Annotated in this window: 10 protein-coding genes; 3 read left to right on the plus strand and 7 right to left on the minus strand. The window is 72.3% G+C overall.

Annotated elements, in window-relative coordinates:
* Positions 1 to 24: 24 nt before the first annotated feature.
* The 6 genes from Q4C85_RS05070 to Q4C85_RS05095 all read right to left on the minus strand — a co-directional run bounded on the left by Q4C85_RS05070 (position 25) and on the right by Q4C85_RS05095 (position 8455).
* Positions 25 to 987, minus strand: coding sequence for a HAMP domain-containing sensor histidine kinase (locus Q4C85_RS05070; protein ID WP_303140290.1), 963 nt, complete (start codon positions 985 to 987; stop codon positions 25 to 27).
* Positions 984 to 1697: a response regulator transcription factor gene (locus Q4C85_RS05075; protein ID WP_303140292.1), complete on the minus strand. Its 714-nt coding sequence runs from the start codon at positions 1695 to 1697 to the stop codon at positions 984 to 986. Before Q4C85_RS05075 ends, Q4C85_RS05070 begins: the two co-directional genes overlap by 4 nt.
* A 10-nt stretch (positions 1698 to 1707) precedes the next feature.
* Complete coding sequence (locus Q4C85_RS05080; RefSeq protein WP_303140293.1) at positions 1708 to 2265, minus strand: DUF3060 domain-containing protein; 558 nt, start codon at positions 2263 to 2265, stop codon at positions 1708 to 1710.
* 178 nt (positions 2266 to 2443) lie between these two features.
* Complete coding sequence (gene topA / locus Q4C85_RS05085; RefSeq protein WP_303140296.1) at positions 2444 to 5386, minus strand: type I DNA topoisomerase; 2943 nt, start codon at positions 5384 to 5386, stop codon at positions 2444 to 2446.
* 261 nt (positions 5387 to 5647) lie between these two features.
* Positions 5648 to 6970, minus strand: a complete 1323-nt coding sequence (locus Q4C85_RS05090) for a diguanylate cyclase (RefSeq protein WP_303140298.1) — start codon at positions 6968 to 6970, stop codon at positions 5648 to 5650.
* 135 nt (positions 6971 to 7105) lie between these two features.
* On the minus strand, positions 7106 to 8455 hold the full coding sequence (locus tag Q4C85_RS05095; RefSeq protein WP_303140301.1) for a diguanylate cyclase: 1350 nt from the start codon (positions 8453 to 8455) through the stop codon (positions 7106 to 7108).
* 196 nt (positions 8456 to 8651) lie between these two features.
* On the opposite strand from Q4C85_RS05095, the gene Q4C85_RS05100 reads away from it, so the two are divergent.
* The 3 genes from Q4C85_RS05100 (at position 8652) to Q4C85_RS05110 (ending at position 11620) form a co-directional block, all read left to right on the plus strand.
* On the plus strand, positions 8652 to 9407 hold the full coding sequence (locus Q4C85_RS05100) for a response regulator transcription factor (protein WP_303140304.1): 756 nt from the start codon (positions 8652 to 8654) through the stop codon (positions 9405 to 9407).
* Positions 9408 to 9543: 136 nt separating this feature from the next.
* On the plus strand, positions 9544 to 11196 hold the full coding sequence (locus Q4C85_RS05105) for a HAMP domain-containing sensor histidine kinase (protein WP_303140318.1): 1653 nt from the start codon (positions 9544 to 9546) through the stop codon (positions 11194 to 11196).
* A gap of 169 nt (positions 11197 to 11365) precedes the next feature.
* Positions 11366 to 11620 (plus strand): hypothetical protein, encoded by a 255-nt coding sequence (locus Q4C85_RS05110; protein WP_303140306.1) that lies wholly within the window; start codon positions 11366 to 11368, stop codon positions 11618 to 11620.
* 45 nt (positions 11621 to 11665) lie between these two features.
* Here the strand turns inward: Q4C85_RS05110 and Q4C85_RS05115 are convergent, their stop codons facing one another.
* Positions 11666 to 13291, minus strand: a complete 1626-nt coding sequence (locus Q4C85_RS05115) for a class I SAM-dependent methyltransferase (RefSeq protein ID WP_303140309.1) — start codon at positions 13289 to 13291, stop codon at positions 11666 to 11668.
* Positions 13292 to 13519 lie beyond the last annotated feature (228 nt).

Genomic DNA, 13519 nt, shown 5'->3' on the forward strand with positions numbered 1-13519 from the left:
ATCCCGCGACACCCGGGGCGGGCCTCAGCCGTCGGCCGCCCGGGAGCCCTGAGGCGGGGGCCCGGAGACCGGCAGCGTCATCCACACGCGGGTGCCCACGCCCTCGCGCGAGGCCAGGGAGACCGTCCCGCCGTGCCGTTCGGCGATCGTGCGCACCAGCGCCAGCCCCAGCCCCGACCCGGGCAGGCCACGGGCGTTGCCGGCCCGGCCGAGCTCACGGAAGACCACCTCGAGGTCCTGCTCGGGCACACCGATGCCGGTGTCGGCCACCTCGATGGTCACCGCGCCGGACTCCTCGCGCCCACGGACCTCGACCAGCCCACCGCCGGGGGTGTACTTGGCCGCGTTGGCGACAATGTTGTAGACCGCCGAGTAGAGCAGGTCGCCGTCGCCGCGCACATGGGGCAGCGGCCACGGCGCGGCCGGCAGGTCCAGGCGCACCCGGACGGCCTCGCCGCGTCCCGCCGCCTCCTCGATGACCGCCCCGACGGCGTCCTGGACGGTCTCGGCGAGGTCGACATCCTCCAGGCCCAGGGCGGAGGTCTCCAGCTCGGCGAGCTTGCGCAGGTCGGTGAGCAGGCGGCTCATGCGCCGCGACTGGGCGTCGACGACCTCGAGGTTGGGGCCCAGGGCGGGACCGGCGGTGCGCGAGGCGTCGGCGACGGCGGCCCGCACCGCCGTCAGCGGGTTCTTCAGCTCGTGGTCCAGGCGGCGCAGGAACTGGCGGTGCCGGGCGCGGGCCTCGTCCTGCGCGCGCTGGGCCGCCGCGCGCTCCCGGTCCGCCACCAGGCGGCGGACGGTGGACACGAGGGCGGCCGCCAGGACGATGAGCAGGCCGGCAACCAGAACGAGCAGGGACATCCGGGAGGCGACCGTCACCGTCAGGTCGGGCTGCGTCAGGTGGGCGGCGGCGGCCAGGGCCAGGACCACGGCGGCGGCCAGCACCCACCGCAGGACGCCGAGCACGCGTCGGGGCCTGGCGCTCACACGTGGACCTCGGCGCGGAAACGGTAGCCGACCGAGGGGATCGTCTCGATGTAGATCGGGTGTGAGGCGTCGTCGCTCAGTTCCCGTCGGATCTCACGGATCCGGTGGTCGACGGCGCGGGTCGAGGAGGCGAAGTCGATGCCCCACAGCGCCGACAGGAGCGCCTCCCGGGTGTGGAACTCCTTGGGGTGGCTCATGAGGTAGTCGAGCAGGGTCACGGCCTTGGGCGTCAAGATGACCTCCTTGCCCGCCAGGGTCACGCGTCTGCTCGCACGGTCCAGCACCAGGGCGCCGGCCACGAGCCTGCTCGCCGCCGTCAGCGGCTGGGTGGACCCCATGGTCCGGCGCAGGACGGCCCGGATGCGCGAGGCCAGCTCGGCGGGGTCGAAGGGCTTGGACAGGTAGTCGTCGGCTCCGTCGTCCAGGGCGGAGACGCGCTCGTAGGAGGCGTCGAGCTGGGTGAGCAGGATGATGGGCGTCCAGCTGCCGCGGGCGCGCAGGCGGCGGACGAGCTCGCGCCCGTCCATGCGGGGCATGATGACGTCGGAGACGACGATGTCGACCTCGTAGGAGCCGAGCAGGTCCAGCGCCTCCATCCCGTCGCCGGCCAGCAGCACGCGGTACCCGCTGCGTTCCAGGTAGGGGCCCAGCGAGGCGCGGATCGGCGCCTCGTCGTCGACGAGCAGAACGGTGGCGGTGGACTCGCGCATCGGTTCCTCACTACTCCTGCCGGCTGACGGTGTTGCCGGCGCCGGAGTCGGAGACGACCGGCTCCCCGGTCAAGTAGTACACGGAGATGCCCGCTCCCTTAAGGACGATCGTCTCGGCACTGCGCACGTAGACAACGGTGTCGGCGCCCGAGACGGTGAGCGTGCCGACGTCGCCCGCGGCGACCGTGCTCATCGCGCCCTGGACCGTCAGGGAGTCGAGGTCGCCCGTGAGGTTGTAGGTGCCCAGGGCCCCAGTGATCGTGTAGTCCCCGGAGACGGATTGAGCGGGCTCGCCCTCGACGACTGCCAGCCAGTCGGGGTCGGTGATCCCCTCCGTGCCGGTGCCGGCGGAGGTCGTCCCGGTGGACTCGGCGTCCTCGGTGGCGGTCGTCCCGGCGGCGTCGGTCGCCGTAGTGGCACCGGTGCTCGTCTCGGCGGCAGCCTCGGAGGAACGTGTGGCGGCGGCTTCGTCGCCCTCCGAGGCGCCCCCCAGACTGATCGAGCATGCCCCCAGGGACAGGCCCAGGGCGAGGATGGTCACGGGAGCAAGGAGGCGGGATGCGTTCATGGGAGTTCCTTCAGTGCTGGCGAGGACAGGTTAGCGGTGGCGACCGGCGGCCGCACAGCCGTGTCCACGACGTTAGGGGCTCAATGCGCCAGGGGTGTCGTGACCAGGTCGCAGGTCTGCGACGAAGCCCCAGCGCGCGACGGCGTGGCGGCGGTCGGCAGTCTCCGGGGCCGGGGTCTCACTCCTGGGCGGCCTCCCCCGACGACGCCCCGCCTGCCCCGGCGGACTTCGCCCGCGCCCCGGAGGCCTTCGCCCCCGCCTTGGCCGAGCCGCTCGAGGCCGTCTTCCGCGTCGACCGCGAGGTCCGGCCCGTCGAGGAGCTGCGACTCGTGCGCTTCTTGGCCGGGCCCTTGGCACGCTTGTCGGCCAGGAGCTCGTAGGCACGCTCGGGGGTCACCGTCGCCGGGTCGTCGCCGCGGCGCAGGGTGGCATTGACCTCGCCGTCGGTGACATAGGGGCCGAAACGACCGTCCTTGATGACCACCGGCCTGCCCGACACCGGGTCGGCGCCGAGCTCGCGCAGCGGCCCGCGGGCAGCGGCCTGGCCACGACGGCGCTTGGGCTGGGAGAACAGCTCGAGGGCCTGGTCGAGGGTGACGGTGAAGATCTGTGCCTCATCGTCCAGGGAGCGCGAGTCGGAGCCCTTCTTGAGGTAGGGGCCGTAGCGGCCGTTCTGGGCCGTGATGTCCTCGCCGCTGTCGGGATCCTGCCCCACGACGCGCGGCAGGCTGAGCAGGTCGAGGGCCTGCTCCAGGGTCACGGTGGCCAGGTCCATGCTCCGCAGCAGTGAGGCGGTGCGCGGCTTGGGCGCCGCCGCCTTCTTCGAGCGCCGCGCCGTCTTGGCGCCCTTCGGCGCCGGCGCCTCACCCTCCGGGGCCTGCGGCTCGGGCAGGACCTCGGTGACATACGGGCCGTAGCGGCCGTCCTTGGCGATGATGACGTGGCCCGTACTCGGGTCCGTTCCCAGCTCCCGGCCGTCGTCGGCGGCACGGGAGAAGAGCTCGAGGGCCTTGTCCACCGTCAGCTCGTCGGGGGCGATGTCGGCCGGGACGTTGGCGCGCTTGCCCTCGGCGTTCTCCAGGTAGGGCCCGTAGCGGCCCACCCGCAGCGTCATGCCCTGCCCGATCTCGATGGAGTTGACCGCCCTGGCGTCGATCTCCCCCAAGTTCTCGACCATCGCCCGCAGACCGTGCTCCCGGTGGAGGCCGCCGGCCTCATCGGACCCCGAGCCCTGAGCCTCCTGGGTCCCCTGAGCGCCCTCGGGCCGACCGTAGTAGAAGCGCGTAAGCCAGGCGACCCGGTCCTGCTCCCCCGCGGCGATCCGGTCGAGGTCGGCCTCCATGAGAGCCGTGAAGTCATAGTCGACCAGCTCGGCGAAGTTCTCCTCCAGGAGGCGGGTCACCGCGAAGGCCAGCCACGTGGGCACGAGGGCCTGGCCGCGGTGCTCGACATACCCGCGGTCCGAGATCGTCGACATCGTCGCCGCGTAGGTCGACGGGCGCCCGATCTCCCGCTCCTCGAGGGCCTTGACGAGGGAGGCCTCGGTGTACCGGGGCGGCGGGGTGGTCTCGTGGCCGGAGGCCTCGGCGCTCAGCGCCTCGAGCTCCTGGCCGGCGACGAGTGCGGGCAGACGCGCGTCCTTGCTCCCCCCGGTCTCATCGGTGCCGCCCGCGGCTGCCTCGGCGTAGCGCTCGGCGTCCCGCCCCTCCTCGTAGGCCGCCAGGAACCCGCGGAAGGTGATGACCGTGCCCGAGGCGGTCAGGCCCGCCGTGGAGAAGGCCAGGCCCGCGTCCCGCGAGCCGCCGTCGGCCGGAGTGAGGTCGACCTCGACCCGGACGGTGGCCGTCGAGCCGACGGCGTCGGCCATCTGGGAAGCAACCGTGCGCTTCCAGATCAGCTCGTAGAGGCGGAACTGCGCACCGCTCAGGCTCGAGGCGACCTGCGCCGGGGTACGGAAGTGGTCCCCCGCCGGACGGATCGCCTCGTGCGCCTCCTGGGCCCCCTTGGACTTCGTGGCGTAGACGCGCGGCTTGGCCGGCACGTACTCGGGGCCGTAGAGCTCGGCGACCTGGGCGCGGGCCGCCGCCACCGCCTGCCCGGACAGGACCGTGGAGTCGGTCCGCATGTAGGTGATGAAGCCGTTCTCGTACAGCCCCTGCGCCACCCGCATCGTCTCGCGCGGATTCATGCGGAGCTTGCGGGAGGCCTCCTGCTGGAGGGTCGAGGTCGTGAAGGGCGCGGCCGGACGCCGCTTGTAGGGCTTCTCCTCGACCTCGGCCACCCGCGGGCTACCGTGCTCGACGGCGTCGGCCACCGCCCTGGCCCCACCCTCGTGGAGGTGGACGGTGCCGGCCTTGACCGCGGCCGGGCGGAACCGGCCGGCGTCGGTGAAGTCCCGGCCGGTGGCCACCCGGCGCCCATCGAGGGTGGCCAGGCGCACCGTGAACACCGAGTCCCGGCGCGCCTCGGGGTCCAGCACGCCCCGGGCGGCGCTCAGCTCGGCCTCGACACCCCAGTAGCCCGCCGCGACAAACGCCATGCGCTCACGCTCGCGCTCGACGACCAGGCGCGTGGCCACGGACTGGACCCGCCCGGCCGACAGCCCCGCACGCACCTTGCGCCACAGGACCGGGCTGACCTCGTAGCCGACGAGCCGGTCCAGGATGCGCCGGGTCTCCTGGGCGTCGACCCGGTGGGTGTCGAGCTCGCGGGTCGAGGCCAGCGCGCGGGTCAGCGCCTCCTGGGTGATCTCGGTGAAGGTCATGCGGCGCACCGGGACCTTGGGCTTGAGCACCTGGAGGAGATGCCAGGCGATGGCCTCGCCCTCGCGGTCGTCATCGGTGGCCAGGTAGAGCTCATCGGCCTCCTTGAGCGCCTTGCGCAGCTGGGCGACCGTCTTCTTCTTGTCGGGATTGACGACGTAGTAGGGGGCGAAGCCGTCCTCGACGTCGACGGCGAACCGGCCGTAGGGACCCTTCTTCATCTCGGCGGGCAGCTCCGAGGGCTGGGCGAGGTCGCGGATGTGGCCGACCGATGCCTCGACGTCGAAATCCGGTCCGAGGTACCCAGCGATGGACCGGACCTTGTTCGGGGACTCGACGATGACGAGCTTCTTGGACACGGCAACCTTCCTGGCGATGGTCCGACGACTCACTGCGCGCCGGGGACGCACGAGGAGCGCGGGAGACCGGGACGCGCCTCCCTGCGGGCGACTGTAACGCATCGGCAGGGCGCCCCGTCCGGAGGCCAGGTCGCCGGGCGTGCCCGGCCAAGGGCGCAGGAGAGGGCCGTGTCCCCTCCACCGGGCAGGGCCGCGCCGCCCCGCCGAGGGCGCGCTGCGACCGGCCCGCTCAGGCCGGCATCAACCGGCGGCCCGGGGGACTCAGGCCAACTGCGCCAGCGAGGAGCGCAGCACGGCGAGGCGCTGGTTGATGACCGACTCGTCGAAGGGCAGGTGCAGCCCGCGGCACTCGGCGGCCAGGGCCGCCATGTCGCGGACCTCCGGTGTACCGCGCTGCGCGAGCGCCGCCGCCTCGTCGAGGACCTGGGGGGTCACCTTGCCGCCGCCGCGCTTGTCCACCCACTGGCTCAGACGGCGCACTGCCCGGTCGAGGTTGGGGGTAATCGAGCCGAGCTCGGCATCGAGGCGGGCGACACCGCGCTCGACCTCCCCGCACAGGGGGGCCAGGCGGGAGAAGCCGTCCTCCAGCGCGCCGCACAGGTCGTTCATCGAGGCGACCGGCTCCTCCTCGGAGCCGTCGAGCACCGAACGGGCGAAGCGACCCACCATGAGGGTGAGCAGGCGCATGAGGCCCACGGAGAAGCGCAGCTCGAGGACCGAGTTCTGCAGAAGGGACATGAGGTCGGGAAGCGCCCGCAGGGCCGGGGCCGCCTCCGCCGTCAGCTCGATGATCCGCGCGGCCAGCGCATCGGCCCGCTCCCGGTCGTCCAAGGGCCGGCCGCCGACAAGCCGCCCGTAGGACTCCGCCCGCGCCGCGACGTCGAGCATGACCCCCTTGGTGGCCGACAGCGCCGTCAGAAGACGCAGGTACTCCTCGAGCTCGAAGACGAGCCGGTTGGTGTCGCGCTCGATCTGCTGGACCACCGACAGGATCTGGGTGACCGGGCCGTCGATCGCGGGGTGCTGGGGCACACGGATGCCCGCCGACACCAGGGAGGAGACCTCGCGGGGCAGCGCCGACAGCGTCATGGCGTGCAGGGAGTCGAAGCCCAGGGCGCTCAGCTCGCGGGCCAGCTCCTCACCCCCGTACTCCCCGACCTGGCGGCGTGAGGCGCCCCGGGCGGCGAGCTCGCGCTCGCGGGCCCGCACCCTGCGGTAGACCTCCTCGACGGCCTGCTGGGTCGCCGTGTCCAGGGGCTTGGTGCGCACCGACAGGTAGCCGCCGCGCAGCGGGACGATCGTGGCGAAGACCCGGTAGTCCAGGCCGTCGGCGGCGCGGTTGACCACGTAGGCGCACACGGGGCGGCCGGCCTCCAGGTCGTCCCACATCAGCTTGAACACCCCGGCGGGCATGTCCAGGTGCCGGACGATGTTGTGGGGCGAGCGGGTCAGCCGCTCGCGCGAGTAGCGGGACAGAGAGTCGAAGGTGCGGTTCGACCGCTGAATGACACCCTTGGCATCAGTCGTCGAGAAGAAGATGTCGTCCGGCTCGAAGAACCGCTCGTACCCGACCTGAGACTCCACGTCGTCCTACTCCCTCGTCCAGTCCGTGCGCCGTCCCGCGTCCCGACGACCGGGAACGACACAACAACACCACGAATAACTAATCTATAACCTAGAGAATGATAACATTCAACACGGTTGCGATGGTACCGATGGCTACAACGTTTCGATCGCAATTCGGATGTCATCGACCCTGGAGTCCATCGCCTCGGAGTCGAAGGACAGGTCCAGCCCGCGGCAGCGCGCGGCCAGGACGGCCAGGGCGCCGACCTCGGGGAAGCCAGTGCTCGACAGCCCCTGGGCCTCGCTCAGGAGTGCCTCGATGTCGCCCTCGGCGCCCTCGGACAGGTAGGCGCCCTCGTCCTGGAGGGCCCGCAGCCACCGGTCGAAGGGGCGGCGGGTGCGGTCCAGGTCGGAGACCACCTCGCGCAGCACCGCGTCCATCGCCTCGATCTGCTCCTCCAGGGTGGTGCACACCGCTGCGACGGTCTTCAGGTCGGCGGCCAGGGCGTGGTGCAGCTCGGCCATGGCGGTGGGCACGTCCTCCTCGGTGCCGTCCAGGACAGCCGCCGCGTAGGAGCCCAGGACGATCGTGTGCAGGCGCATGAGGGGGGCGTGGAACACGAGGTCCTCGACGGCGTCGTAGAGCGCCGACACCGAGTCGGTCAGCCCTCCGAGGCGCTCGACCGCGCGGCTGGTGCGCTCGGTGATGCGTCCGGCGACATTGGGGACCGAGGACTCGGGGTCCTCGCTGTGGAGGATGTCGACGAGCTCGCCGGTCCGACGGGCACGCTCGACGATCGCCGGAGCGCCCTGGGCCCACTCGCCCAGGCCGGTGAGCAGGGCGCGGTACTCGGCCATCTGACTCACGAGGATCTCGGAGTTCTCCTCGATGGCGGCGGCCAGGCCCAGGATGGTGGCGGCCGAGCCCTCGGCCTCCTCGCGCTGGGGCACCTTGACGCCCTCGCGTACGAGCAGGGAGGCCTCCTCGGGAAGCGCCGCCCGGCTGAAGGCGGTCAGCGAGTCGAAGCCGAGCTCGGCCAGCTCGGCCGCCAGGGCCTCGGCGCCGCGCTCGGCGACCTCCTTGCGCGAGGCACCCTCCTCGTCGGCCTGCCGCTCCAGGGCGCGCACCCGGCCGTATACCTCGCGCACGGCGTCGAGGGTCTCGGTCTTGAGCGGCTTGGTGCGCACGGAGACGTAGCCGTCCTCGACGGCGCTGACCGTGGCGAAGACCCAGTAATCGAGGCCGTCGCCGGCGCGGTTGAGCACATAGGTGCACACCGGCCGGCCGGCCTCCAGGTCGTCCCAGAGCAGCTTGAACACGCCAGCGGGCATGTCGTCGTGCCGGATGATGTTGTGCGGGGCGCCGATCAGCTCCTCACGCGGGTGGCGCGCAAGGCTGACGAAGATCCGGTTCGAGCAGCGGATGACACCCTTGCGGTCGGTCGTCGAGAAGAAGACGTCCTCGGCATCGAAGAGGCGCTCGTTGTCCTTGATGGTTTCCACTGTGTGCTTCCAGGTGCGGGAGGGGGGAGCAGTGCTAGCAAGGCCGATCACTGGCCCGCGCACGCGATGACGTCAGTAGCGTATTACGCGATCGGCCCCGAAGGGCAGTACACAGTTTGATCACAGGCATTATAGCGCCTCGCGTCACAGTGGAGATCCACAGTGCAGTCACAGGCTGAAGGGGTTCAATGCCGCCATGACTGAAGCGACAGAGACCCTCGTCCGCTCCGACGGGTCTCCCATCCGAGTGCTTGTCGTCGACGACGAGCAGATGCTGGCCGACCTGCTCGCCTCGGCGCTGCGCTATGAGGGGTGGGAGGTCACGACCGCGGGCACCGGCATCGCCGCCGTCCGCGCCGCCCAGGATACCGATCCCGACGTCGTCGTGCTGGACATCATGCTGCCCGACTTCGACGGCCTGGAGGTGATGCGTCGCATCCACGGCCACAAGCCCGACGTGCCTGTGCTGTTCCTCACTGCCAAGGACGCCGTCGAGGACCGCGTCGCCGGGCTGACCGCCGGCGGGGACGACTACGTGACCAAGCCCTTCTCCCTCGAGGAGGTCGTGGCCCGCCTGCGCGCCCTCCTGCGGCGGTCGGGGGCCTCGGCGGAGAAGCCCGACTCCCTGCTCGAGGTCGGCGACCTGCGCATGGACGAGGACTCCCACGAGGTGTGGCGCGGCGAGGAGGAGATCCGTCTGACCGCCACCGAGTTCGAGCTGCTGCGCTACCTCATGCGCAACCCCCGCCGCGTCCTGTCCAAGCCCCAGATCCTGGACCGGGTGTGGAACTACGACTTCGGCGGCCAGGCCAACATCGTCGAGCTCTACATCTCCTACCTGCGCCGCAAGATCGACAAGGGTCGTGAGCCGATGATCCACACGATGCGGGGCGTGGGCTACGTCCTCAAGCCGGCCGACACCGACGGCGCGGCACTCCGGAATACGCCATGACGCCGCCCCGCACGCCTCGCAGCCCAGGACGGGCGGGGACGCCACGGTGAGCCGCCTGCGACGCGCCCCCCGCCCCGTCAGGCCCCGCTCCCTGCGCACCCGTCTCGTCGCCGGCGTGCTGGGGCTGGTGCTCATCATGGCGGCGCTCATGGGCGCCCTGTCGACACTGACGCTGCGTCACACCCTCATGAACCGCCTCGATGAGCAGCTCGTGGCCGCCTCTGAGCGCGCCGCCAACCGGCGCCACGGGGAGGACACGGGCACCGTCCCGAGCGAGTCGGAGACCTGTGTCCCCTCCTCGGACTCCGCACCCTGCGTGGCCACCGAGCCCCTCGAGGACGACAAGGACCATCCCGTGCCCGCCGGGCTGGACGCGCCGGGCCAGCCTACCGGCATGCTCAGCGTCATCGCCTCGGGCGCCGGCGGAACCGACGGCTCGGACGCCTCCACCTTGAAGGCGGGCTACATCGACAGAGCCGGCAACTACCAGACCCTCTCGGAGGCGGAGACCGCGGCGCTGCTGACCCTCGAGGTCACCGGGAAGCCGGTCTCGGTACGGATCTCCTCACTGGGCGACTACAGGATCCTCGTGGCCCGCGACGCGGTCTCGGGGGACATCGTCATCACGGGCCTGTCGATGGAGGACGACAACGGTCTCGTGCGCACCCACCTCATCATCGAGAGCTCCATCGCGCTGCTGGGCGCGGTCATCGTCGCCCTGGCAGGGCGGAGCATGATCCGCTCCTCGCTGGCCCCGCTGGAACGCGTGGCCGGCACGGCCGAGCGCGTCGCCTCCCAGCCACTGGCCCATGGCGAGGTGAGCATCGACGAGCGGGTCCCCGATGAGGACCTCGCCTCCTCCCAGGAGGTCGGGCAGGTCGGCTCGGCGCTCAACACGCTGCTGGGCCACGTCGAGGCGGCGCTGGCCGCGCGTCAGCGCAGTGAGACCCAGGTCCGTCAGTTCGTCGCCGACGCCTCCCACGAGCTGCGCACGCCACTGGCCTCGATCCGCGGCTACACCGAGCTGATCGCCCGGGAGGGCGCCGACGCCGCCCTGCCCGAGCAGGCCACCCACGCCCTGGAGCGCGTCCACTCCGAGTCGGTGCGCATGACGGCGCTGGTCGAGGACCTGCTGCTCCTGGCACGGCTCGACGCCGGCCGCGAGCTGCGGCACGACGAGGTCGACATGGTCAGCGTCGTCGTCGACACGGTAGCCGACGCCCGGGCCGCGGGCCCCGACCACATCTGGGAGCTCGAGCTGCCGGTACTCGACGCACCGGAGGGGGCTGAGGAGCTGGAGGACTTCGAGCCCGAGCCGCCGATCGTCGAGGGCGATGAGGCCAGGCTGCGCCAGGTACTGGTCAACCTCCTGGCCAACGCCCGCGTCCACACCCCGCCCGGCAGCCGCGTGCGCACGACGCTGTCGCGCCGCACGGGTACCGGCGGCGAGGAGCTCGTCGTGACGGTGGCCGACAACGGCCCCGGGATCGACCCCGCAGTGCGCGACCGCCTTTTCGAGCGCTTCGCCCGCGCGGACTCCTCCCGCGAGCGCCGCACCGGGTCGACCGGCCTGGGCATGAGTATCGCGCTGGCCATCGTCCAGTCCCACGGGGGCACCCTGACAGTCGACTCCCGCCGGGCCGAGGACTCAGTCGAGGGGTCGGTCGAGGGGTCTGCGGACGCAGTTGCCGCCGGTGCCACCTCCCCTGCCACCGGCGACACCGCCACCGGGCACGGCACCACCTTCACGGTGGCCCTGCCCGCCCTGCCCGGCCCGGCCGCCTCCTGAGGGGCACGGTGTTGACCGGCGCGCGGGCGCGCCGCCTCGTGCCAGGACAGCCCAGGGGCGCCACAGGCGGCGGGACGTTGCGCCCGCGTGGAACACGCAACCCGGTGGTCACAGCACCATCACAGACCCGTCCCATGGCGAGCACACGCTGGTGCGGTGACATGGGCTCATGCCACACACCGCCCCCACGCCGCACAAGCCGGCCGGACGCGCACCGGTCCTGGCCGTCATCGAGCACGCCGGCCTGTGCGTCCTGTCCGGAGTCATGATCGCCGCGCTCGTCAAAGCCATCGCGCCCACAAGCCCAGACTCGACCGCCGTCATCGCCTTCACCGTCTCGATCCTGGTCACCTCCGTCGTCCTGCGCGCCGCCCTGCGCTGGTGGTACGGGCCCGGGCCGATCTCCGGCCGGGACCCGCGCTGAACCGGCACCGAGCCGGCACTGAACCGGCCCCACCCCGGGGAACGATCATCGCAGGGTCAGCACACCGGCGTGCAGGAGCCCGCGGACACACCCCACCATCTCCTCGAGCAGCGCGTCCGAATCCGCACCGGTCAGCGCCGCCACCGCCTGTGCGACCTGCGCGACCGACAACTCGCCGTCGCTGACGCCTACGAGCGCCGCCATCGCCGTCCCCGCCGGCAGGGCCCGCCGAAAGCCGCCACCCTGCCTGACGATGATGACGGTGGGGTCGTCCTGGCCGGGGCGGTAGTGGCGCTCCTCGGTGACGTCCGGGGCGACGACGGGGTGGAGGCGGGCGACATGCTCGTCATCCATCGTGGCCAGCGCCTCGCGCACCGCGATCACCGCCGCGACATGGTCCCCCAGGCCGGGAGCCGTCGAGGAGTCGATCTCCTCGAGCTCCCTCCAGGGGGCGCGCACCCGCCGGGAGCGGTGCAGGAGGAGGTAGCCGAGGCCGAGCGCCTCCACGCCCCGGCGCTCGAAGTCATCCACCCAGGCGTCCAGAGCGGCCTCGAATCCGAGGGGATCACGTTCGGGAGCGGTCCCACCATCGCGCAGCCACATGGCGGCGTACTCCACGGGGTCCTGAACCTCCCGCTGGACGACCCAGGCGTCCAACCCCTCGGGCAACCAGCCGGAGACCTGCGCGCGCCAGTCCTGCCCGGTCCGGTGCTCCCAGTTGCCGAGCATGACCGCGGTGCCGCCCGGCTTGAGGTGCGGCGCGAGCGCCGGGACGAGGGTGGGCAGAACCGGTCCCCCCGCATCGCGGTACTCCATGAGCGGCACCCCCGCACGGCGGACGGCCGGCGGGGTGATGACGAACGGGGGGTTGGACACGACCAGGTCGAAGGCGCGACCGGCTACCGGCTCGAGGAAGGAGCCCTGGACGAGCTCGAGGCGCCCGGGCGCCGTGCCCGCCAGGGCGGCGTTGAAGGCCGTGAAGGCCAGGGCTCGTGCGGAGATGTCGGTGGCCGTCACATGCTCGGCGTGTCGCAGCAGGTAGAGGGCCTGGATGCCGCAGCCGGTGCCCAGGTCGAGGGCGGCACCCACGGGCTCGCGGGGCGTCAGGCCGGCCAGGGTCAGTCCGGCGCCGCCGATGCCCAGGACGTGGTCGGGGGCCAGCGGGCGCCCGGAGACGAGCTCGCCGACGTCGGAGGCCACCCACCAGCGCACGTGCCCGTCCGCGTCGACCGCCTCGTGGGGGCGCAGGTCGACCACCGCCCGCAGGAGCCGGGTCCTGCCCGCCGAGCCCTGGGCAGGCTCGACCGGAGAGGCCGGGGCCCGTCCAACCACCCGGTCCGGGGCCGGCTCGACCAGGCCCATCTCGCAGGCGCCGGCCGCTCCGGTACGGGGGAGGGCGGCGTCGAGCTCGGCGGCGCTGACCGGCTCACCGAGCATGAACAGCGCGGTGAGCACGGCCACCGGGTCAGGCGCGGTGCCGTGATGGCGGGAGCCCTCGAGTGAGCGGCGGACCACACGCAGGGCGGGGGCCCGCAGCTCGCGGCGCAGGGCGCCGTCGGCCACCGGCCCCAGGAGACCGGCCACCGCATCGACGCCCCAGCCCGCGTCCTCCAGGTCGGCGCGCAGGCAGCGCGCCTGCGTCGCGGTTGCGGCTGGGTGGGATGAGGTCACGGCAACGAGGTTAGATGATCGGTTCCACCGGGTGGGAAGCACGGGCTGGGCGGCGCAGGTCCGGCGCTCCCCCCTCGCCGAGATCGGTAGATATGACACCTCGAGATCGGGGAGGGGGCCGGGGCGGCGTGCGTGGGACCGGGGCCAACGCCGTCAGTCCGGGGCTGATGACGTGAGTCCGGGGCTGCGTCGGTCAAAGCGGGGATCTGCGGTGATTCCGGGGCCGAC

Source organism: Actinomyces sp. (assembly GCF_030524025.1).
Taxonomy (GTDB): Bacteria; Actinomycetota; Actinomycetes; order Actinomycetales; family Actinomycetaceae; genus Actinomyces.